The sequence below is a fragment of the Cupriavidus sp. GW823-FHT06D04 genome (assembly GCF_058795055.1).
The window spans coordinates 82,323-104,254 of the sequence record NZ_JBXAHL010000019.1 but is presented as its reverse complement, the minus strand read 5'-3'; the positions used below and the strand labels follow the sequence as shown (position 1 = coordinate 104,254).

18 protein-coding genes are annotated in these 21,932 nt (G+C 65.9%); 9 read left to right on the top strand and 9 right to left on the bottom strand.

The window, feature by feature from the left end:
* Positions 1-44: 44 nt before the first annotated feature.
* The 3 genes from gyrB to dnaA form a co-directional block, all read right to left on the bottom strand.
* Positions 45-2,570: a DNA topoisomerase (ATP-hydrolyzing) subunit B gene (gene gyrB / locus AC1Q7H_RS22680; RefSeq protein WP_035817900.1), complete on the bottom strand. Its 2,526-nt coding sequence runs from the start codon at positions 2,568-2,570 to the stop codon at positions 45-47.
* A gap of 229 nt (positions 2,571-2,799) precedes the next feature.
* On the bottom strand, positions 2,800-3,915 hold the full coding sequence (gene dnaN / locus AC1Q7H_RS22675; protein ID WP_492381736.1) for a DNA polymerase III subunit beta: 1,116 nt from the start codon (positions 3,913-3,915) through the stop codon (positions 2,800-2,802).
* Positions 3,916-4,283: 368 nt separating this feature from the next.
* Positions 4,284-6,041: a chromosomal replication initiator protein DnaA gene (dnaA, locus tag AC1Q7H_RS22670; protein ID WP_153955238.1), complete on the bottom strand. Its 1,758-nt coding sequence runs from the start codon at positions 6,039-6,041 to the stop codon at positions 4,284-4,286.
* An 818-nt stretch (positions 6,042-6,859) separates the two neighbouring features.
* Here dnaA and rpmH point away from each other — a divergent pair.
* The 4 genes from rpmH (at position 6,860) to yidC (ending at position 9,643) form a co-directional block, all read left to right on the top strand.
* The gene (rpmH, locus tag AC1Q7H_RS22665) at positions 6,860-6,994 is read left to right on the top strand and encodes a 50S ribosomal protein L34 (RefSeq protein ID WP_008650850.1); all 135 of its coding nucleotides are present in this window, start codon (positions 6,860-6,862) and stop codon (positions 6,992-6,994) included.
* A gap of 173 nt (positions 6,995-7,167) precedes the next feature.
* On the top strand, positions 7,168-7,632 hold the full coding sequence (gene rnpA, locus AC1Q7H_RS22660; RefSeq protein WP_085959671.1) for a ribonuclease P protein component: 465 nt from the start codon (positions 7,168-7,170) through the stop codon (positions 7,630-7,632).
* A gap of 10 nt (positions 7,633-7,642) precedes the next feature.
* Complete coding sequence (gene yidD, locus AC1Q7H_RS22655) at positions 7,643-7,954, top strand: membrane protein insertion efficiency factor YidD (RefSeq protein ID WP_013958492.1); 312 nt, start codon at positions 7,643-7,645, stop codon at positions 7,952-7,954.
* Between the two features lie 21 nt (positions 7,955-7,975).
* Positions 7,976-9,643 carry a membrane protein insertase YidC gene (gene yidC / locus AC1Q7H_RS22650; RefSeq protein ID WP_492381735.1) on the top strand — a complete coding sequence of 556 codons (1,668 nt, stop codon included), beginning with the start codon at positions 7,976-7,978 and terminating at the stop codon, positions 9,641-9,643.
* A gap of 106 nt (positions 9,644-9,749) precedes the next feature.
* Here the strand turns inward: yidC and AC1Q7H_RS22645 are convergent, their stop codons facing one another.
* The 6 genes from AC1Q7H_RS22645 to AC1Q7H_RS22620 all read right to left on the bottom strand — a co-directional run bounded on the left by AC1Q7H_RS22645 (position 9,750) and on the right by AC1Q7H_RS22620 (position 15,652).
* Positions 9,750-9,914 carry a rubredoxin gene (locus AC1Q7H_RS22645; RefSeq protein WP_035817912.1) on the bottom strand — a complete coding sequence of 55 codons (165 nt, stop codon included), beginning with the start codon at positions 9,912-9,914 and terminating at the stop codon, positions 9,750-9,752.
* On the bottom strand, positions 9,911-10,786 hold the full coding sequence (locus AC1Q7H_RS22640) for a metal-dependent hydrolase (protein ID WP_492381734.1): 876 nt from the start codon (positions 10,784-10,786) through the stop codon (positions 9,911-9,913). The genes AC1Q7H_RS22645 and AC1Q7H_RS22640 overlap by 4 nt, the downstream gene beginning before the upstream one ends.
* 47 nt (positions 10,787-10,833) lie before the next feature.
* Positions 10,834-11,796 carry an alpha/beta fold hydrolase gene (locus AC1Q7H_RS22635; RefSeq protein WP_492381733.1) on the bottom strand — a complete coding sequence of 321 codons (963 nt, stop codon included), beginning with the start codon at positions 11,794-11,796 and terminating at the stop codon, positions 10,834-10,836.
* Positions 11,793-12,683 carry an SDR family NAD(P)-dependent oxidoreductase gene (locus tag AC1Q7H_RS22630; protein ID WP_211980479.1) on the bottom strand — a complete coding sequence of 297 codons (891 nt, stop codon included), beginning with the start codon at positions 12,681-12,683 and terminating at the stop codon, positions 11,793-11,795. The genes AC1Q7H_RS22635 and AC1Q7H_RS22630 overlap by 4 nt, the downstream gene beginning before the upstream one ends.
* A gap of 61 nt (positions 12,684-12,744) precedes the next feature.
* Positions 12,745-14,319: a flavin-containing monooxygenase gene (locus AC1Q7H_RS22625; protein WP_492381732.1), complete on the bottom strand. Its 1,575-nt coding sequence runs from the start codon at positions 14,317-14,319 to the stop codon at positions 12,745-12,747.
* Between the two features lie 259 nt (positions 14,320-14,578).
* The gene (locus tag AC1Q7H_RS22620) at positions 14,579-15,652 is read right to left on the bottom strand and encodes an AraC family transcriptional regulator (protein ID WP_211980477.1); all 1,074 of its coding nucleotides are present in this window, start codon (positions 15,650-15,652) and stop codon (positions 14,579-14,581) included.
* 114 nt (positions 15,653-15,766) lie between these two features.
* Here AC1Q7H_RS22620 and AC1Q7H_RS22615 point away from each other — a divergent pair, with 114 nt between their 5' ends.
* The 5 genes from AC1Q7H_RS22615 to AC1Q7H_RS22595 all read left to right on the top strand — a co-directional run bounded on the left by AC1Q7H_RS22615 (position 15,767) and on the right by AC1Q7H_RS22595 (position 21,925).
* Complete coding sequence (locus AC1Q7H_RS22615) at positions 15,767-16,372, top strand: hypothetical protein (RefSeq protein WP_492381731.1); 606 nt, start codon at positions 15,767-15,769, stop codon at positions 16,370-16,372.
* Between the two features lie 8 nt (positions 16,373-16,380).
* Positions 16,381-17,976 (top strand): GMC family oxidoreductase, encoded by a 1,596-nt coding sequence (locus AC1Q7H_RS22610; RefSeq protein WP_492381730.1) that lies wholly within the window; start codon positions 16,381-16,383, stop codon positions 17,974-17,976.
* Positions 17,977-18,244: 268 nt separating this feature from the next.
* The gene (locus AC1Q7H_RS22605) at positions 18,245-19,219 is read left to right on the top strand and encodes a TetR/AcrR family transcriptional regulator (protein WP_013958482.1); all 975 of its coding nucleotides are present in this window, start codon (positions 18,245-18,247) and stop codon (positions 19,217-19,219) included.
* A 206-nt stretch (positions 19,220-19,425) separates the two neighbouring features.
* A complete protein-coding gene (locus AC1Q7H_RS22600; RefSeq protein ID WP_492381729.1) occupies positions 19,426-20,322 on the top strand; it encodes a DUF1571 domain-containing protein in 897 nt (298 codons plus the stop codon).
* 250 nt (positions 20,323-20,572) lie between these two features.
* Positions 20,573-21,925, top strand: a complete 1,353-nt coding sequence (locus AC1Q7H_RS22595; RefSeq protein ID WP_492381728.1) for a DUF2957 domain-containing protein — start codon at positions 20,573-20,575, stop codon at positions 21,923-21,925.
* Positions 21,926-21,932: the final 7 nt, after the last annotated feature.

Genomic DNA, 21,932 nt, shown 5'->3' with positions numbered 1-21,932 from the left:
CGTGTAGTCCAGCTAATTCCGGTTTCCCACACTACAACAACAGATCAAACGTCAATATTCCGCGCCACCAAGGCATTACTCTCAATAAAGTTCCGCCGCGGCTCCACCTCATCCCCCATAAGGGTGGTAAAGATCTGATCCGCCGCAATAGCATCCTCAATCTGCACCTTCAGCAGACGTCGTTGGGTAACGTCAAGCGTCGTCTCAAACAACTGCTCAGGATTCATCTCCCCCAGCCCCTTATAGCGCTGACGAGAAACCCCACGCTCAGCCTCAGCCAGCAGCCATTGCATGGCCCCGTGGAAGTCATTGACAGTCTGATCACGCAGCTTTTCGCCTTCGCCACGCTGCACCTTGGTGCCTTCCGGAGTCAGCCCCTGGAAAGTCTTGGCCGCATTGGAGAGAGCAGCATAGTCAGCACCATGGACGAAGTCCGCATCCAGATGCGACAACCGCACGTTCCCATGATGACGACGCGCAATCATCAACCGATGCTTATCCGTCTTCTCATCAAACTGCGCATAGACGTCAGCGGTACCGTCGTCATTCACGGCAGCCCCAATCAACGTCTTGGCATGCATCTCAGCCAACTTAGCCTTCAGCGCCACAGCAGACGCCTCAGCAGCAGCCGCGCTATCCAGATCCAACGCCACCCCATCAGCAATGGCACGCAGGGCATCGGTATCAACCACGCGTGACAGACGAGAAATCACCCCCTCAGTCAGCTGATACTGCCGCGCCAACTCAGTCAGCGCATCCCCATTGATCTCCGTACCATCCGGGCGCACCAGCACAGCCTTCTCCATGGCCAGCTTCAGCAGGTAGGCATTGAGCTCGACATCATCCTTGATATACCGCTCTTCCTTGCCGTGCTTGATCTTGTACAGCGGCGGCTGCGCGATATAGACATAGCCGCGCTCGATGATGTCGGGCATCTGGCGGTAGAAGAATGTCAGCAGCAGGGTGCGGATGTGCGAGCCGTCCACATCAGCATCGGTCATGATGATGATGCGGTGGTAGCGCAGCTTGTCCAGGTTGTAGTCGTCCTTGCCGATGCCGGTGCCCAGTGCGGTGATCAGGGTCAGCACTTCCTGGCTGGACAGCATCTTGTCAAAGCGGGCGCGCTCTACGTTCAGGATCTTGCCCTTCAGGGGCAGGATGGCCTGGAACTTACGATCGCGGCCTTGCTTGGCGGAGCCGCCTGCGGAGTCGCCCTCCACCAGGAAGAGTTCTGACAGGGCGGGGTCTTTTTCCTGGCAGTCGGCCAGCTTGCCGGGCAGGCCCATGCCGTCCATCAGGCCCTTGCGGCGGGTCATTTCGCGGGCCTTGCGGGCGGCTTCGCGGGCGCGGGCGGCGTCTACGATTTTGCTGCAGATGATCTTGGCGTCGCCCGGGGTTTCCAGCAGGAAGTCGCTCAGGGCCTTGCCGACGAGTTCTTCCACGGGCAGGCGCACTTCGGAAGAGACCAGCTTGTCCTTGGTCTGCGAGCTGAACTTGGGCTCGGGCACCTTGACCGAGAGCACGCAGGACAGGCCTTCGCGCATGTCGTCGCCGGTGGTTTCCACCTTGGCTTTCTTGGCGACTTCATTCTCTTCGATGTACTTGTTGATGACGCGGGTCATCGCGGCGCGCAGGCCGGTCAGGTGGGTGCCGCCATCCCGCTGCGGGATGTTGTTGGTGAAGCAGAGCACCTGCTCGTTGTAGCCGTCGTTCCACTGCATGGCCACTTCCACGGCGATACCGTCTTTTTCGGTGTTGGCGTAGAAGATGGTGGGGTGCAGCACGCTCTTGGAGCGGTTGATGTACTCGACAAAACCCTTCACGCCGCCGGAGAAGGCAAAGTCTTCTTCCTTGCCGGTGCGCTGGTCGACCAGCTTGATGTGCACGCCGTTGTTCAGGAACGAGAGCTCGCGGATGCGCTTGGAGAGGATCTCGTAGTGGAACTCGACGTTGGTGAAGATCTCTTCGTCGGCCAGGAAGTGGACTTCGGTGCCGCGCTTGTCGGTGGCGCCGATGATCTTCATCGGGGAGACTTCAACGGGCTGGCCGTCGGGGCCGGTCACGGTCTCGACGATGCGGTTCTGCACGTCGCCCTTGGCGAATTCGATCAGGTGGACCTGGCCGTCGCGGCGCACGGTCAGGCGCAGCCACTTGGACAGGGCGTTCACGCAGGACACGCCCACGCCGTGCAGGCCGCCGGAGACCTTGTAGCTATTCTGGTTGAACTTGCCGCCGGCGTGCAGCTCGGTCATGGCGATTTCCGCCGCGCTGCGCTTGGGTTCGTGCTTGTCGTCGAACTTGACCAGGGGCGGGATGCCGCGGCCGTTGTCGACGATGGAGATCGAGTTGTCGCTGTGGATGGTGACCTGGATCTCGGTGCAGTAGCCGGCCAGCGCTTCGTCAATGGAGTTGTCCAGCACCTCGAAGACAAGGTGGTGCAGGCCGGTGCCGTCGGAGGTATCACCGATATACATGCCCGGGCGCTTGCGTACCGCCTCCAGGCCTTCCAGGATCTGGATCGAAGAGGCTCCGTAGGTGTTTTCCTGCTGCGGGTTCTGCTGTTCGGTCATGTCTTTCTACTCACGGCAATGGCGGAATTCGGGCCGGGCCGGCATAGCGGCGGGGCGCGAAAGGGTCCGCATGGCGGGTTACTAAAAACGGCAAAAGGGGCGGATCGTCGTTTCGATCCTGCCCCCGCTGCGGGATGGTCATCCCCAGGACGTCCCGGCCTGGGCCAGGTGTCGTTGCGTGCCGTTTGCTGCTCCGGTTCTTGTCTGGCCTGGTCCTGTTACCGGATCATCAGATGCGCATCGGCATGACGACGTACTTGAAGTTGTCGTCTTCCGGCACGGTAATCAGCGCACTCGAATTCGAGTCGCCGAGGCTGACCTGCACCTGCTCGCTCTTCAGGTTGGCAAGCACGTCAAGCAGGTAGGTCACGTTGAAGCCGATATCGAGCGCGTCGCCCGAGTAATCGAGTTCCAGCTCTTCCTGCGCCTCTTCCTGGTCGGCGTTGGTGGAGCTGATCTTGAGCATGTGCGTGTCGAGGATGCAGCGCACGCCCTTGAATTTGTCGGTCGTCAGGATCGCGGTGCGTTGCAGCGCCTGCTGCAGCCGCACGCGGTCGATGGCGAAGGCGTTCTTGTAGCCCTTGGGAATCACGCGCTGGAAGTCGGGGAACTTGCCTTCAACCAGCTTGGAGATCAGTTCGATATTGGCAAACGTGAACTTGACCTGGTTGGCGGCCAGTTGCACCTGCACCGGATCGTCGTTGTCTTCCAGCAGGCGCTGCAGTTCCAGGATGGTCTTGCGCGGGATGATGACTTCCTGGCGCGCGCCCACGCCGACGGCTTCGGTTTGCAGCTCAACGCCGCAGTAGGCCAGGCGGTGGCCGTCGGTGGCGACTGCCATGACCTTCTTGCCTTCGACCACCAGCAGCATGCCGTTCAGGTAGTAGCGGATGTCCTGCTGCGCCATGGCGAAGTGGACCATCGCCAGCAGGTGCTTGAAGGTCTTCTGCGGCAGGCTGACGCTGGCGTTGAATTCGCTGGCTTCGGCAACGGTCGGGAATTCCTCTGCGGCCAGCGTCTGCAGTGCGAAGCGGCTCTTGCCGGATTGCACGGTCATGCGCTTGTCGTTGAGCGACAGGGCCACGTCGCCGTCAGGCATGGCGCGCAGGATGTCCAGCAGCTTGCGCGCGGCCACGGTGGTAGCAACGCTGTCGCTGCCAACGCCGCATTCGGCGTGCGTGGTGATCTGGATCTCGATGTCGGTCGAGAGGAAGGAAACGTTGGACCCGGACTTGCGAATCAGCAGATTGGCCAGGATCGGGAGGGTGTGGCGGCGCTCCACGATGCCGCTCACGATTTGCAGCGGACGCAGCAGGTTGTCTCGCGAGGTTTTGACCAATTGCATTGAATTTATCCTTCGTCGTTTGTAATCGGCGACCGCAGAACGCAAACAACTCCAAATTCACTTAGGAATCAAGGAGTTAATATGCCATTGTACCAAGGATAAGCCGCTGCGGTGAAGCGGGGCGGGACCGGCCGGCGGGCCAGCTGTGCACAAAAAGCCACGCTGGCGCAAACCGCACTTGCCATCCCGTCCCGACTCACCGCAAAGCCTTATCAGTGGCCATTTTCCGGACACTTGCCCCGGCGACGCTGACGTTAATTCCCCAGGCGCCACGGGATGTCCGTGGCGCGCACCCTACAGTATGCCAGCCCCGAGGGGCCGACCCTTCAAAACGCCTTCCCGGGGGTACCCTGGGCATCGGCCATGCATCAGCCCTTGAGCGTTTGCTCCAGCACGTGCAACTCGTGGTTCAGCTGCGCGTCCTTGCTGCGTTCGTCGGCGATCTTGCGCACGGCGTGCAGCACGGTGGTGTGGTCGCGGCCGCCAAAGAGCTCGCCGATTTCGGGCAGGCTCTTCTGCGTCAGCTCCTTGGCCAGGTACATCGCAATCTGGCGCGGCCGTGCAATATTGGCAGGCCGCTTTTTCGAGTACATGTCAGCGACCTTGATGTTGTAGAAATCCGCGCAGGTCTTCTGGATGTTCTCCACAGAGATCTGGCGGTTCTGCACGGTCAGCAGGTCCTTGAGCGCTTCGCGCGTCACCTCGATGGTGATGTCCTTGCCGTGGAAGTTGCTGAACGCCAGGATCTTGCGCAGCGCACCTTCCAGCTCGCGCACGTTTGAGCGCAGGTGCTTGGCGACGAAGAAGGCAACCTCTTCGGGCACGTTGACGCTTTCCGCGGCGGCCTTCTTCATCAGGATGGCCACGCGCATTTCCAGCTCGGGCGGCTCGATGGCCACGGTCAGGCCCGAGTCAAAGCGCGAGATCAGGCGGTCGTCGATGCCGCTGATTTCCTTGGGGTAGGTATCGCTGGTGATGATCACCTGCGCCCGGTTGGCAATCAGGGCCTCGAAGGCATAGAAGAACTCTTCCTGCGTGCGGTTCTTGCCGGAGAAGAACTGGATATCGTCGATCAGCAGCAGGTCCAGCGAGTGGTAGTAGCGTTTGAACTCGTCGAACGCCTTGCGCTGGTACGCCTTGACCACGTCAGAGACGTACTGCTCGGCGTGGATGTAGCGGATGCGCGCGCGCGGGTTCTCCAGCAGCATGTAGTTGCCGATGGCGTGGATCAGGTGAGTCTTGCCCAGGCCCACGCCGCCATAGAGATACAGCGGGTTGTACGACTTGCCCGGGTTGTTGGCCACCTGGATGGCCGCGGCACGAGCCAGCTGGTTGGCTTTACCAGTGACGAAGTTGTCAAAGGTCAGGATCGGGTTCAGGCGCGAGCGCTCATGCACCGTGTCGCTGGGCTGGTGGCCGGGCATCGGCGTGGCGCCGCCCATCTGCTGGTGGGGCTGATGGGACGGGTGCGGCTGCTGGGGTTGCTGCGGCTGCACGCGGTAGGAGCGGGCGCTGGCCTCGGCGGGGTCCATGTGGACCACGTCGATCTCGCCCATGTCGGCGCCGTGCTGCGGGTGATGCTGGCCGGGGTGCTGGCCGCCCATGCCTGGGGCCTGCGCACGCGCGCCGGCCGGGACCGGGGCTGCGGAGGGCATGCCGACCGGATTGCCGTACTGCGGCTGGCCCATGCCGTACGCGGCTGGGGTGGGGTACTCGCCATAGCCAGGCTGGCCGGGCATGGCAAACGGGGCCTGGCCGCCCATCGGCTGGGCACCGGGATAGCCGGCCATGCCCGTACCCGGTGCTGCGTGGCCGTCCATGCCGCCCGGGCCCATGCCGGGCTGGGCCGGCTGCATATAGGCAGCGGCACGGCCCGACGCGGCGGGATCCAGCACGAACTGGACGCTGACCTGCGCTTCCCAGTACTCGCAGGCAAGTGCGGTGATGCGCCCCGAAAACTGGCTCTTGACCCAGTCCAGCTTGAAACGGTTGGGCGCGGCAATGCGCAGCGCGTGCGTTTCTTCATCGAACGCAACGGGCGCCAGCGGCTTGATCCACGTTTTGAACTGTTGCGGCGTCAGCTCGCGCTCTAATTGCGCTGCTGCCGCCTGCCAGAAATCTTGCATTGTTTGTTTTTTGGTAATCGTACCCGGCCGCAATTAAGCGGTTCCCCCGGCACGCCACAAGCAGCATCTACGCCGCGCGATCCGGGCCATCCTTACCGTATTAGGAATCAGTTCCGTTCGGTGAGGCCTCCGCAGCATGCCAATGCAGCCGCCAACGAACCTTCAGGTTCGCTGCACTGGCGTGCGTTCAGTCATGCGTTGCCGCGGTGGGAGCCCGGGTTGCGCCTGCGCCACGCAGCCCGTGTTGTGTTTGGACCCGGATTGTACCCCCGCCCCTGAGTTATCCACAAAGGATAAGTCTGTGGACAACTTGTGCAAATGCAGTGGATTTGTGTGCACAACCCTTGCTGTGATGCGGCTTTCCGGGGTGCGGAAACGGGCAAAATTTCAGGCAAAACAGGGACTTCGCCTGTGGATGACTGCGGTAGAGGTGTCCCTCGGGACACATGCAGTTACCCACCGCCTGTTGTGGACAATGGCGCACCACGGGCCATTGGGCGCTGTGGCAATTGTGCCCTTGCACACAGACTTGTGCCTTGACAGCGCCGGAGAAAATCGTTTAAATGGCGGGTTCTGCGATGCGGCAGGGGATCACGTATGCGCATCGCCGGGTCTGGCCTGTTCGTGCCGTCCGCGCCCACAGGCCACCCCGCCTGCAGCGCGCGCCATTCGGCCGGCAGCAAAGACAGAACCAGAATCGTCGGATACGCCGCGGCAGTTTCTTGCTTGCGGCAGCCCCATGCGAACCATACGCGGCGGCCACGGCACCCCGGCACCGGCCGGAGTCGGGCGAGCCAAGATCAACCAGAGAGTGCAACATGAAACGTACCTACCAACCTTCCGTTACCCGCCGCAAGCGTACCCACGGTTTCCGCGTGCGCATGAAGACCCGCGGCGGCCGTGCCGTCATCAACGCACGCCGCGCCAAGGGCCGCAAGCGCCTGGCCATCTGAGGCCCGGGCGACCGGCCTGACGGCGCGCCCGGCGCCGGCTGCAGCGTACCGCAGCCGTGCCGCGCAGCCGTCAATGCCCACCGCCTCGGCTTCAGGTCGGCCGGCCGCTTGCCGCAGGGCGCCGCTTTTGCGCCAGCAGTAGTATTCGCCAGCGCTCACCAGTGTCACCCAGCGTGTCAGCCCATGCCTTCCCCAAAGCCGCGAGGCTAACAAAGACGGATGAGTTTTCATCCGTTTTTGCTTTGCGGCCCCGGCGGCGCAGCCCGCATTTCGTGCTCTACGTGCGCGCCAATGACCGTCCGGAAGGCCGGCTTGGCGTGGTGGTCGGCAAGAAGTTCGCGCCGCGCGCGGCTGAGCGCAACCTGGTGAAGCGCATGGCGCGCGAGCTGTTTCGCCAGCGCCGTGAGCACCTGGCGGGGCGCGACGTGCTGCTGCGCCTGCAAGCCAAGTTTCCGCGCGCGGAATTTGCGACGCGCGCGGCGGTCCGAAGGGCATGCGCGGCGGAAATCGCCAGCCTGCTCGACGTAGCGGCCAAGCCGCTGCCGCCACCCGCACCGCCTGCCTCGCCCTCGGCACCGCCACCCGCGGCGCCACCGGCGAGCCCCTCGCAAAGCCAGCCACCAGGCCTTCCGGCCTGAACCGCCTGCCATGAAGCGAATCCTGCTAGCCCTGCTGCGTATCTACAAGATCGCCCTGAGTCCTTACCTGGGCTCGCAGTGCCGCTTCCTGCCGACCTGTTCCGACTACGCCCGCGACGCCGTCATCCATTACGGCGCCGCGCGCGGCAGCTGGATGGCCGCCTGCCGGCTGTGCCGCTGCCATCCTTTCGCCCAAGGCGGGTATGATCCCGTGCCGGGCACGCAAGCTGACGACACTGCCAGGCCGGACACCCACGCGGGCCGTTCCGTCCATGCCGCCGCAGGCCATGCGCCTGTTGCGATCCGTCTGCCCAGACCCTGATTTCTCCGACCACAGCCAGACATGGATATCAAACGCACCATCCTCTGGGTCATCTTCTCGATGGCCCTCGTGCTGCTCTACGACAACTGGCAGCGCTCCCAAGGCCATGCGTCGATGTTCTTCCCGAGCACGACGCAACAGGCCGCTTCGGCGCCCGCCGCCAGCGGCGCTGTCGCCCAGGGCGACGTGCCCAAGGCCAACGTGGCGCCAGGCGCAGCGGGTACCGCTGCCCCGGCCGCGCCGCAGGCCGCGGCCCAGCCCGCCGGCGAGAAGATCGTGGTAACCACCGACACGGTGCGCGCCGAGATCGACACCGCCGGCGGCATCGTGTCGCGCCTGGAGCTGCTCAAGGAGCATGAGAAGGACGGCAAGCCGGTGGTGCTGTTCGAGCGCGACAACGTGCGCACCTACATGGCACGCTCGGGCCTGATCGGCGGCGACCTGCCCAACCACACCACGGTGTTCACCGCCGCCCCGGGCCCGCGCACGCTGGACGGCGCCGAGCAGCTGGAAGTGGCGCTGACCGCTGAGAAGAACGGCGTGAAGCTGGTCAAGACCTATGTGTTCCACAAGGGCACCTATGTGGTCGACACCAAGTTCGCGGTGACCAACGCGGGTGCCGCGCCGGTCTCGCCGACGCTGTACCTGGAACTGGCGCGCGACGGCAGCAAGGTCGAGCAGTCGCAGTTCTACAGCACCTTCACCGGCCCGGCCATCTACACCGACGCCGACAAGTACCACAAGATCAGCTTTGAAGATGTGGCCAAGGGCAAGGCCAGCGTGCCGGCCGCCGCCAACAATGGCTGGGTGGCGATGGTGCAGCACTACTTTGCCTCGGCCTGGATCCCGCAGACCGGCAAGGAGCACAGCTTCTACGTCCAGCAGATCGACCCGAACCTGTACCGCGTGGGCGTCCAGCAGCCGCTGGGTGAACTGGCCCCGGGCGCCACGGTGACCACCGATGCACGCCTGTTCGCCGGCCCGCAGGAAGAGCACATGCTCGAGAAGATCGCCCCGGGCCTGGAGCTGGTGAAGGACTATGGCTGGCTGACCATCCTGGCCAAGCCGCTGTTCTGGCTGCTGGAGAAGCTGCATGGCTTCCTGGGCAACTGGGGCTGGTCGATCATCGCGCTGACGGTGCTGATCAAGCTGGTGTTCTTCCCGCTGTCGGCGGCAAGCTACAAGTCCATGGGCAAGATGAAGGACCTGCAGCCGCGCATGACGTCGATCCGCGAGCGTTACAAGAACGACCCGCAGAAGATGAACCAGGAGATGATGGGGCTGTACAAGACCGAGAAGGTCAACCCGCTCGGCGGCTGCCTGCCCATCGTGATCCAGATCCCGGTGTTCATTGCGCTGTACTGGGTGCTGCTGTCGTCGGTGGAAATGCGCGGCGCGCCGTGGCTGGGCTGGATCCATGACCTGTCAGTGCCGGATCCGTTCTACATCCTGCCGATCGTGATGGCCGTGTCGATGTTCGTGCAGACCAAGCTGAACCCGACCCCGCCGGACCCCGTGCAAGCCAAGGTCATGATGATCATGCCGCTGGTGTTCTCGGTGATGTTCTTCTTCTTCCCGGCCGGCCTGGTGCTGTACTGGGTGGTGAACAACATTCTGTCGATTGCGCAGCAATGGCAGATCAACCGCATGCTCGGCAAGGGCAAGGCGGCAGTGGTGGCCAAGAGCTGAAGCTGTTGCAAGTTGCGGTAAGCGAAAAGCCCGGCAGTGATGCCGGGCTTTTTGTTTGATGGATCGGGGTGCTGACAGCCATCACCCCTCATTGGCCACCGCCCGCCTATAGCGCTACCATGTCGAAATCCGCTTTCGCCATGCCGCAGTCCGGGCAGCTCCACTCCAGCGGGACCGCGCCCCACGGTGTGCCGGGCGCGATCCCGTGCTCGGGCATGCCGAGCGCTTCCTCGTAAACGAATCCACAGATACGGCACTGCCAGATGGTCATGCGGCCCCCCGCAGCGAGGGCGCACGGGTAGAGACGCCGGCGGCGCGCGCGGTGTCTTCGATCTCTTCGACCAGCGGGGCGATGCGTGCCAGCTCGGCGCGGTTGTCGTCGTCCCACGGATGGAAGCCCGGGCGGAAGTAGCTGAGCCATTCCGGGATCATCTTGGGCAGCACGGCGGGCGAGGCCCACAGGAAGCGCAGCACGCCACCAAACCCGGTCAGCTTGTTGCGGCAGCCCTTGTCGCCCATCACCAGCGCGATGTGGAACACGAACACCATGGCCCAGAACGTCACGGTGGTGGTCAGCATGGTGAAGGTGCGCAGGAAGTAGCGGTAGGGGCCGGGCTTCATCACCGTGTTCCAGACATCGTAGGCCACGGCCTTGTGCTCGGTTTCTTCCAGCGCGTGCCAGGTCCACACCTGCCGGTAGCCGGTCTCAGAGGCCGCGCCCATGTGGCGCGGATCCTGCAGCAGGCCGCCGGCCAGCATCGCGGTGTAGTGCTCCAGCGCGATGGTGTGGGCCAGCTGCCAGGACTTGGGCAGGATCTTGCGCAGCAGGTCCAGCAGTTTCCACACCGTGCGGTCCAGCGCCGCGGCGGGCAGGCCGGCGTCTTCCATCAGCCGGTTGTAGAGGATGTGCTCGCGCGTGTGCATCGCTTCCTGGCCGATAAAGCCGGCGATGGCGCGGCTCAGTTCGGGGTCTTTCACCTGGTCGCGGTAGTTGCGCACGCTGTCCATGAAGAAGCGCTCCCCGGCGGGGAAGAAGATCGACAGCGCGTTGATGAAATGGGTGATGTGACGGCCCCGTTCGTGCCAGTCGCTGATGCGCTCTGGCGGCAGGTGGGGATGCACGTCGCGGCGGACTGGCATCATGGCGGTCTCCTTGGGTGAGGGCCGGCGCGTGTTGCGCCGGTGGGAATTCATTGGGCTGCCAGGAACGGCAGCAGGTCTGCGGCCACGCGTTGCGGGTCTTCTTCCATCGGCACATGGCCAAGCCCCGCGTAGCGGCGCAGCTGCGCGCCGGGGATGCGCTCGGCAAAGGCCTGCGCGTGAGCGGGCGGGATCCAGCGGTCGCGCTCGCCCCACAGCACCAGCGTGGGCGCGCGCACGCTGCCGAGCAGGTGGGTGTCAAGCTGGGCAAAGTCGAGCTTGGGCACCATCTTGCCGACGGCCTCGCGGCTGCCTTCGGCGTAGAAGAAGTCGACGTAGCGGCGGAAGGTGGACTCCGGCACGCGCGAGGCATCGCCATAGACGTCGCGCGTGGCGGCGCGGATGATGAACTCCGGCAGCATCCACGGCGCCGACCAGCGCACCGGCGTATGGCGGAACAGGTCGATATAGATCGGCAGCCGCATCGGGAAGCCGGCGGCATCTATCAGCACCAGCTTGTCGACCGCATCGGGCCGGCGCACCGCCAGGTCCCACGCGATCAGCCCGCCCAGCGAGTTGCCGATGATGCTGGCGCGGCGCACGTTCACCGCAGCCAGGAAGGCATCGATGAAATCGCGGTAGCGGTGCACGTCCATGGTTTCGATGCGGCCGCGCGCATCGCGCAGCGGCCCGGTCAGCCCGAACGGGGCGATGTCCAGCCGCAGCACGCGATAGCGCTGCGCGAGCGCCGGCACGATCCCTTGCCATGTATGCAGCGAAGCGCCGAAGCCGTGGATCAGCACCAGGGTCTCGCCGTCGGCGGGGCCTTCATCGGTGTAGTGCACCATCGCATCGAGCACGCGCACCCAGCGCGAGGCCGGCAGCGCATGGCGCCGCGCCAGCGTGGCGCGCGACAGGCTGAATAGCCCTACGCGGCCTTGCCCGAACCAGCGCGTGAGCGCCCCCGGTGGCGCCAGCAACGCAGCATCCTGTTCGATCGCGAGCCGGTTCACGGGCGCTCTCCCTGGCCGACCGAGGCCGGTGCCGCAACCGGGCCCAGATCGCGCTTGCGGCGCGTCTCGCGCACCACCAGCGACTGGTAGGCCGCCGGCAGCAGCCGCGCCATGGCATCGGCGGCATAGGCGTCCGGTCCGATCAGCACGCGCCGGCGATTGCGGCGCACGCCTTCCAGGATCACGCGCGCGGCCTTGTCGGGCGAGGTGATGAAGAATTTCTCGAATTCATCCTTGCCGTGCTGCGCGTCGCGCACCAGGAAGCCGTTGACGCTGGATGACACGCGGCTGGCCTGGGCGATATTGGTCTTGATGCCGCCCGGGTGCACGGTGGTGGCCGACACGCCGCAGTCCATCAGGTCCAGCTCCTGCCGCAGCGATTCGGTGAAGCCGCGCACCGCGTACTTGCTGGCGTTGTAGGCGCCCATGCCGGGCTGGGCGAAGATGCCGAAGATGCTCGACGTATTGACCACGTGGCCGTCGCCGCTGGCCTTCAGGTACGGCAGGAAGGCCTTGGTGCCGTACACCACGCCCCAGAAGTTGATGCCCATGATCCATTCCAGGTCGTCGTAGCTCATGCCCTCGACGGTGCTGGACAGCGCCACGCCGGCGTTGTTGAAGATCAGGTTGATGCGGCCGTGGGCCTCGGCGGCCGCGGCGGCCCACGCGTAGACCGCGGCGCGGTCGGCCACATCCACGGTGTGCTGCGTGATGCGGGCCTGCGGTGCGGCGGCCATGGCCTGGGCCACCGTCTGCGCCAGCCCGGCCTCGTTACGGTCTGATAGCGCCAGGTGGCAGCCCTGCCGTGCCAGCGCCATCGCTAGCGCGCGGCCGATGCCCGAGCCGGCGCCGGTGATCGCGGCAACCTTGTTGCGGAAGTCCTTCATGTCCGGTCTCCTTCCGGTGATGTCGTTCTTTTGGGTGTGAGTCGGGGGGAATGCGTGTACGTCAGGCACCGGCGACCGTGGCGATATCGGCCGACCCGGGCTGCATTGCGGTCTCGTCCGGCAATGCGCGCCGCACCGGGTACAGGTCGTAGTCGGTCATGCGAAAGCTGGCCGTGGCGCGGCGGAACTGCCAGGTGAAGCCCGGCCACAGCGTGGTGTTGCGGCCGCTGCGCGGGTCGATGTACCAGCTGGCGCAGCCACCGGCGGACCAGATCGCATGGCCCAGCCGCGCCTGCAGCCGTTCGTTGAAGCGGCGCTGCACCGGCTCGCGCACGTCCACCGCCTGCACGCCTTCGCGGCGCATCTGCTGCAGGGCGTCGACGATGTAGGCCACCTGCGACTCGATCATGAACACCATCGAGCTGTGGCCCAGGCCGGTATTGGGGCCGACCACGAAGAACAGGTTGGGGAAGCCCACCACGGTGGTGCCCAGGTAGGCCTGCGCGCCGTCGCGCCAGGCATCGACCAGGTCCACGCCGTCAAGGCCGGAGATCACGCCGCGCGGCATCGGGTCGGTGGCATGGAAGCCGGTGCCCAGGATGATGCAGTCCGCGGGCCGGCGCGTGCCGTCGCGCAGCACCACCGCGTCGCGCTCCACACGGGCGATGCCGGTGGTGACAACGTCCACGTTGTCGCGCGTCAGTGCCGGGTAGTAGTCGTTGGAGATCAGCACGCGCTTGCAGCCGATGGTGTAGTCCGGCGTCAGCGTTGCGCGCAAGGCGGGGTCGCGCACCTGCCTGGCCAGATGGCCGCGTGCGACGCGCTCCACCACCTTCATGATCTTCGGATGCAGCACAAAGCCCAGCACGCGCGATTCCAGCATCCAGTAGATGCCGGTGCGCACCAGCGTCTGCGTGAACGGCAGGCGGCGGAACAGCCAGCGCTCGGTCGCGCTGACCTCGCGGTCCGGCTTGGGCATGATCCACGGCGGGGTGCGCTGGTACAGGTCCAGCTGCGCCACCTGCGGCGCGATCTGCGGCACGAACTGGATCGCGCTGGCGCCGGTGCCGATTACGGCCACGCGCTTGCCGGCGAGCGCATAGGCGTGGTTCCAGTGCTGCGAGTGGAAGCACTCGCCCTCGAACGAGTCCAGACCGGGGATATTGGGGTAGGAAGGCCGGCTCAGCCCGCCCATGCCGGAGACCAGCACGCGCGCCCGGACCACCTTGCCGTCGGCCATCTCCAGGCGCCACACCTGCGCGGCTTCGTCCCAGGCGGCGTGGCGCAGTTCATGGTGCAGGCGCAGGTGCGGGCGCAGGCCGAAGCGGTCGGTGCAGCCTTCCAGGTAGGCGCGGATCTCCGGCTGGGTCGAGAACATGCGCGACCAGTCCGGGTTCGGCGCGAAGGAAAAGGAATACAGGTGCGACTGCACATCGCAGGCGCAGCCCGGGTAATGGTTGTCGCGCCAGGTGCCGCCGACGGAGCCGGCCTTCTCGAAGATCAGAAAGTTGCGCTCGCCGCGCTCGCGCAGTCGTATCGCCATGCCGAGGCCGGCAAAGCCACTGCCGATGATGGCAATGTCTGTGTGCTCAAGGGCAGGGGATGCCTGCTGCGGCAGCTCCGCGGGTGCATTCATGGGCGCTCCTCACCGTTATTACAGTGTTTATTGTGACATTGATGGATGTCATCGTAGGAAGCGCCGGGCAGGTGGTCAATGCCGTGAGTTGAAGGATGGTTCTAATTTTTGGGGATTTCCAGCGGCGTTTGGCGCACATGAAACAAGGCGATGCCACCCCGCAGGCGCTTGCGCTGTGGAATTCGGTCGTGCGTTTGAAACCGGGAGATTTTTTTCAGGCTTCGCGGATCACGAAGGCGTGGCCGCAACATTGGGGGCGCTAGGCCGCTTGTCCCTTGCGCCGCCAGCCGTGCGGCGTTTCACCGGTCCAGCGCTTGAAGGCGTGGGTGAAGGCACTCTGCTCGGAATAGCCGAGCCGCATCGCGCACTGCGCCAGGCTGATGCCGGGATCGGCAAGATACTGCTGCGCCAGCGCGCGCCGCACGTTATCCACAAGCTGTGAATAACTGATGCCCTGCGCCTGCAGCCGCCGCTGCAGGGTGCGCACGGGCATGCCTAAGTGCGCTGCCACGTCGGCAATCGGCAGTTCGCCCTGCGGCAGCCGCCCGCTGATATAGGCACGCGCCTGCGCCAATGCGTCGGCCCCGGCCGGCACGATCTGCTGCAGCTGGGTATCGGCGATGCGCGTCATCTGCGCCTGCATGCCCGCGTCGGCCTGCAGCGATGGCAGGTCCAGCAAGGCCCGTTCGATATGCATGGCATGGCGCGCGGCGTTGAAGACCACGGGGCAGCCGAACACCTCGGCATGCAGCCGGGTATCGGCGGGCGCGGGATGCGGGAATTCCACCTGCGTGGCCACGTGCTGCTCACCGATCAGCCAGCGCGCGAACACCACCCAGGTTGCCATGTGCAGCTCATGCGCATGGCGCGACAGCGGGCCATGCCGGGCTTCCCAGGTCATGCAGGCGGCATGCGGCGTTTCAATCAGGCGGGTGCCGCCGATATCGTTGGCCAGCACCTCATAGCGGATGCCTTGCAGGATGGCGTCGCGCACGGTGGGCGTGGTCAGCACCACGTAGCCCATCTCGGCATAGTGGCGCGGCGCGAAGGCGGCGCCGGCGCGCAGGCCGACATCGGGATCGCCGGTGACCTGCTCCAGCCAGTCGAGCAGCGCCAGGTAGGCCGCGCCGGGAATGCGCGTGGCGGTCTGCGCACCGGTGGCGTGCAGCAGCTCGGGCGGCACGCCGACGGCGCGCAGCTGTTCGGCCGGGGCAATGCCCTGGCGCGCGCCGTGGTCGAGCACGGCGCGGAGGTAGGCAAGCGAGACGGTGCCCGATGCGGTGCCCGCTGGCGCACCACTGGCACCGCCGTCGGGCTGGTTGGCGCGTGGCATCAAATCACCTGTCGTGCGGGATCAAGACCGGGCACCGATCTTTATCCAAACTCCGGGTAGCGTCAATGCGGGCCTGCCCCGCCTGAATACAAGAGACCGACGCAAGGAGACAACATGCCCCCCAATCATCCACACCGCCGTGCGGATGCCGATGCCGAGGCGCTGCACGCGCTGACGCGGCGCGGCTTCCTGAAAGTCGGCCTCGGCTTCTCGGCCGCGCTGGCCTGTACCGCGCTGGTGCCGTCGCTGGCCGGCTGCTCGTCGGCCCATCCCGCGCCGCAGGCCGGCATGACCTGGCTGCGCCCGGAAGACGTGGCGATGTTCCGCGCGCTGCTGCCGGCCATCGTCACCGAACTGGCCGAATCCCCGCCGCAGCGGCGCGCGACCCTTGAGCAGGACGCGCTGCGCAATATCGACGCAACCTGCGCCGCGATGGGCGCGGGCGCGCAAGCCGAGTTGCGCAAGCTGTTCGGCCTGCTTGCCAGCATGCCGCTGCGCTGGGCGCTGACCGGTATCCGCCAGGACTGGAGCGCGGCCACGCCCACGCAGGTGCAGGCCTTCCTGGCGCGCTGGCGCGCCAGCCGCCTGGCCACGCTCAATGCCGGCGCGGTGGTGCTGGTCAAGCTCACCAGCGTGAGCTACTACGTGTTGCCGGCCGCGTGGGCTGGCAGCGGCTATCCCGGCCCCAACGCGGCCGTCTACAAGGCGCTGCACGCCTGATCCCCGACATGGCCATCGACAATCTCTACGATGCCGGCATCGCCGCCGGCTGGAAGGTACTGGACGCTGCAACCTTAACCACCACGCGCACGCTGGATGCCGACGTCGTCATCGTCGGCAGCGGCGCGGGCGGCGGCATCAGCGCCGAGGCGCTCAGCCGCGCGGGCCTGCGCGTGGTGCTGCTGGAAGAGGGGGCGCTGCGCACCTCGGACAGCTTCCGCGACATGGACGAGAATCGCGCCTATCGCGAGCTGTACCAGGAGGCCGCGGCCCGCACCACGGCCGACGGCGCCATCGCCATCCTGCAGGGCCGCTCCGTCGGCGGCAGCACCACGGTCAACTGGTCATCGAGCTTCCGCACGCCGCCGCAGACGCTGGCGCACTGGGCCACGCATCATGCCGTCACCGGCCACAGCGAGGCCGACATGGCGCCGTGGTTCAGGAAAGTGGAAGAGCGCCTGGGCATCGCGCCCTGGGCGATGGCGCCCAATCCCAACAACGATGTGCTCAAGCGCGGCTGCGAGACGCTGGGCTGGGAATGGCATGTGATCCCGCGCAATGTGAAGGGCTGCTGGAACTCCGGCTATTGCGGGCTGGGCTGCCCGGTCAATGCCAAGCAGTCGATGCTGGTATCGACCATCCCCGCGGCACTGGCCAGCGGTGCGACGCTGGTGCACCGCGTTCGCGTGCGCACGCTGGACCATGACGGCAAGCGCGTGCAGTCGGTCACGGGCGAGGCGCTGGGCGCCGATGGCTACACGCCCACCGGCATCGGCGTGATCGTGCGGGCCAGGCACTTCATCGCCGCCGGCGGCGCCATCAACACGCCGGCGCTGCTGCTGCGCTCGCGCATGCCGGACCCGCATGAGCGGCTGGGATTGCGCACGTTTATCCATCCGGTGAATATCAGCATCGCCAAAATGCCGGAGCGAATTGATCCCTATTATGGCGCACCGCAGTCGATCGCTTCCGACCACTTCCAGTGGAAGGATGGCGCGACCGGGCCGATGGGCTACAAGCTGGAGGTGCCGCCCTTGTTCCCCGGCATCAGCGCGGGCGTGGTCAACGGCGTGGGCGAGGCGCTGCGCCGCGACATGGCGCAACTGCCCCATACCAACGCCATGCTGGCACTGCTGCGCGACGGCTTTGTGCCAGAGAGCACGGGCGGGCGCGTGCGGCTGGCGGCCGACGGCAGCCCGCTGCTGGACTATGAAATGAGCGACTACGCCTGGGACGGCGTGCGGCGTGCGTGGCTGAGCATGGCGCAGGCGCAGTTTGCCGCCGGTGCGGAGCGCGTGCGGCCCGCCCACCTGGATGCCGCCGAGTACCGCAGCTGGCCCGAGGCGCGCGACGCCATCGCGCAACTGCCGCTCAAGCCGTTCCGCACCGCGCTGTTCACCGCGCACCTGATGGGCGGCTGCGGCATGAGCGACGATGCGCGCGGCGGCGTGGTGGACAGCCATGGCAACCACCACCAGCTGGCCAACCTGTCGGTGTTCGACGGTTCGGTGTTTCCGACCAGCGTGGGGGCCAACCCCCAATTGTCAGTGTTCGCGCTGACGGCGCAGAATGCGGACGCGCTGGCACGGAGCCTCACGTCATGAGGTATTGGCCGCGCAAGCCTGCAATGTCCTGCATTGCAGGCATCCGGCATGCCTGCTCCATGCAGGCGGCGGGCGACATTGTTGTGCGATTCCCCACACCAGTGGCGCAATTAGAATGCCCACTCCAATTCAGGTCTTGTGAAACGCTCGAAGCGGTGGATAGGCTTCGTACAGCTGTTTCAAGCATCCGTATGCCGTCAGAGCAGGGAGCGGAACAGCGTAGCAAATTGCTAAGGGGTTTACGGCAGCAACGAAGAGAGACGCCCCCATGAAGACCGGCAAAAGCTCGGCTGGAGACACCAAGGCCCGGATTCTCGACGCCACGGAAAAGTTGTTTACCGAGGTCGGCTATGAAGCCACCTCGCTCAGGCAAGTCACGTCGCGCGCCATCGTCAACCTGGCCGCCGTGAACTACCACTTCCGCAGCAAAGACATCATGATGCACGCGGTACTGAGCCGGCGGCTGGATCCGCTCAACGCGCGGCGCCTGGCGCTGCTCGATGCGTGCGAAGCGCGCTGGCCCGGCAACAGCATCCGCTGCGAGCACGTGATGGGTGCGCTGTTCGTGCCCGCGCTGCAGATGGCACGCGACCCGTCGGTAGGCGGGCCATCGTTCCTGCGGCTGCTCGGGCGCGTGTATTCGGACACCTCGCCCTTTATCCAGCAATACCTGCTGGAGCACTACGCCCCGGTGTACGGGCGCTTCTTCGACGCCTTCTCGCGCGCCATTCCGGGGCTGCCGCGGCATGAGCTCGGCTGGCGCCTGCAGTTTGCGCTCAAGGCGCTGGCCGGCGTGCTGGCCGGCGAAGAGCTCACCAGCCTGCTGCCGGTGTTCACGCAGGGCCGGCAGATGAGCGATGCGCACGTGCTGGCGCAGCTCACTGCCATGGTGGAAGCCGTGCTGAACGTGGCGCAACCCAGTGCGGACGACTTCTCGGCCCTGCAGTCGGTATTCGAGCTCGGCGAGCAGCAGCAGGCCGAGCAGCGCGCCAGCAGGCTGGCCGCGGCGCAGTCTGCCGATGAACTGAGTGCCAGTTGCGCCGCGATGGCGGCAACCATGGACGATGCAGCCAGCCAAACCGCCGCCGCCCTCGGCAAGGCCCGCATCAGCGCACGCACCGTGCGCAATGAGGGCACCAAACGCTCAGCCGTGACCAGCATGCCGGTCCGCGCGCGCGAGCAAACCGTGAGCTTCCCCAGCAACCCGCTGGATGACTGGATGCGAATGCGCACCAGGACATAGCGGCGCGCGCCGCGCCCGGTTACCGCCGGGCCGGCGCCACCGCGCTCACGCAAAAACTGAACCGTCGATCCATTCAGCGAGGCCACGCACAGGCCCCGCGGACCCCGTGCGCCCGGTCGGAATTCCCGCGGGCGCGGCGGTGGCCCCGTTCGCCCTGCGCTGCCCGCGCTCCGCCTCCTGGCGGACATCTTGAGGAGGAAGCTGCCATGTCGATCCAACCGCTTTACCTTGCCGCCGTCGCCGGTGCCGTCATCGGACTGCTGGCTGCGCCACTGGCCATACCCCCCGTGGCCATGGCCCAGACGGCCACCACCACCGCCGCCGCGGGCACGGGCTATGACGGCCAGACATCCGCACAGCAAGCCGCACTGTTCTCGCGCCAGGTCGCCAGCGGCGAACTCGCGCGGTTGTCCGATGAGCAGGTGCTGGCCGTGTTCCAGGCGCTGCAGCCGGATGCGCTGCTGAAATGGGCCCGCGCCGAGATGAACCGCTATCCCGAGTACGAGTACTGGATGTCGCGCCAGGAACGGCTCAACAACCAGTGGCAAGACCAGCCCGCGAAGATGCAGATCCGCTACCGCCATCAGCCGCGCCAGCTCTATGCCAAGTGGTTGCCCGGCGGCGCGCAGTCGGGCCAGGAAATCATCTATGACGAAACCCGCCGCAAGGACGAGATGTACGGCCACCTGGGCGGCGTGCTGGGCTTCACCTCGATGTGGATCGGACTGGAAGGCACGCTGGCGCGTTCGCAGTCCAACCACACCGTGCGCGACCTGGGCTTCCAGTTCGTGCTGTCGATGCTGGAGCGCGACGCGAAGTCCCTGCGCGCTGCCGGCCTGCCCGAGAAATACAGCAAGGCCGAGATCGTGCAGGAGCAGGGCGTGCGCATGGTGGCGCTGACCTGGGACCTGCCGGCCGGCGCGCCGCAGTACTACGCCAAGAAGGTGCAGCTGATGCTGGACCTGAAGCATCCCTATATCCGCGTGGAAACCGCCTGGGATGCCGACGGCAACATGGTCGAGAAGATCGTGTTCGACAAGCTGGTGCGCAAGACCTTCGAGGCCTCGGCATTCGATCCCGCCAATCCTGACTATCGCTTCTGAAATGTGGCAAAGCGGCGCGCACCGTGCGTTTGAATCGGTGGCCGCGCCGCTTCGCCGCGCAGTCCGTGCAACACCCGCAATCCACCGCCACATGCGGCATGCACGCCAGGCGCGCCTGTTTGGAACGGCCGCTCTATTGACGCAAAAACACGCGAGCGGCGAGAGTCGCCGCACCCGGGAGGGATCCGGCCGCAGAGCCGGACACCAGATCCAGAACCAGGGGTCGCCAGAAAAAATCAGGAGACAGGCAATGACCATGTCGATGCTTCGACGCAGCACTTTGGTTTTGACAGGGGTGAGCCTTGCCGCGGCGCTGGCCGGCTGCGGTGGCGGCGGCGACGAAGAGGCGCCGCGCGCCAGCACGCAGGCACCGCCGCAATGCGCGAACACGGGCACATGCCCCACGCAGGGACCGGTCACCATCGGCGGCCCGCCGGGGTCGTTGTGCCCGGCGGCACTGGACTACAGCACCACCTTCACCGGCGGCTCCGGCGCGGGCGAACTGGTCAAGCTGCGCTTCGACACCGCGGCGCGCACCTACCAGCTGGAGATCATCGAGTCGCCGGTGCCCAAGCAACCCGGCAGCGTAAGCCCGACGCGCGCGGGCGTGACCTTTACCGGCACCTTTGCCAACATGACCTCGCTGCCAACCGCCGAGCAGAACCGCTGCGCAGTCGCGCTGCAGACAGCGACGGCGTCTGACGGCACCTCGCAGGCCAATATCGACAGCACCAGGCCGCCGGTGATCTTCCTGGGCAACGGCGTTGCCGGCGGCGGCATCCCGGGTGCCACCATCTCCTATCCGGGCGTGCTCGGGCTGGGCGCGATCCCCGCCACCACGTTCCCGTTCTACCCGGTACTGGCATTCGCACAGACCGAGACCGATTTCACCAGGGTGGCCGGCAGCTACAACCTGCTGGGCTACCACCAGGTGCCGTCCGGCGGCTCGCTGACTTCGTCGAGCCACTTCACGCCTGCGACCGCGCAGACCACCGAGACGCTCAACGCCGACGGCAGCTGCACCGTCGTGGCCGGCAGCTGCCTCAGCACTGGCAACAGCTGGAAGCTGCGCAGCGCCGACGGTGCCTTTGAAAGCAGCAATGCTGATGGCAGCCGCCGTTACCCTTCGTTCCAGAGTGCGGCCATCACCAACAACAACGCCAGCCGCGCCAAGGGCCTGATGGTGGTGGGCAAGCTCAACGGCGCGCTGGTGCCACTGCTGGTGCGCACCGGCTACGCGCAGATCTCGCTGCTGCCGCTGACGGTCAATGTCGACGACGAGTCGGGGCTCGCACTGATGGCGCCGGCGAAGTCGCTGGCCAGCGGCCAGCTCGACGGCGGGTATATCGGCTCGGGCAGCGATTTTGTCTACACCGCCTCGCTGGTCAAGGGCGCTCGCGTGGAGCTGCTGGACCCGATGACGATGAACCAGACCGGCGCCTTCCAGCTCGACTTCACGCAGAACGCGCCGGGCATGATTGCCACCACCGACAACAGCGGCACCAGCGGTGCGCTGATCGCCAGCGGGCGCGTGTTCAGCCACCTGTCCGGCACCGGCGGCGCCAGCCCGACCTTCCGCGTCGGCGTGCTGGCAGCACCCTGAGTCCACC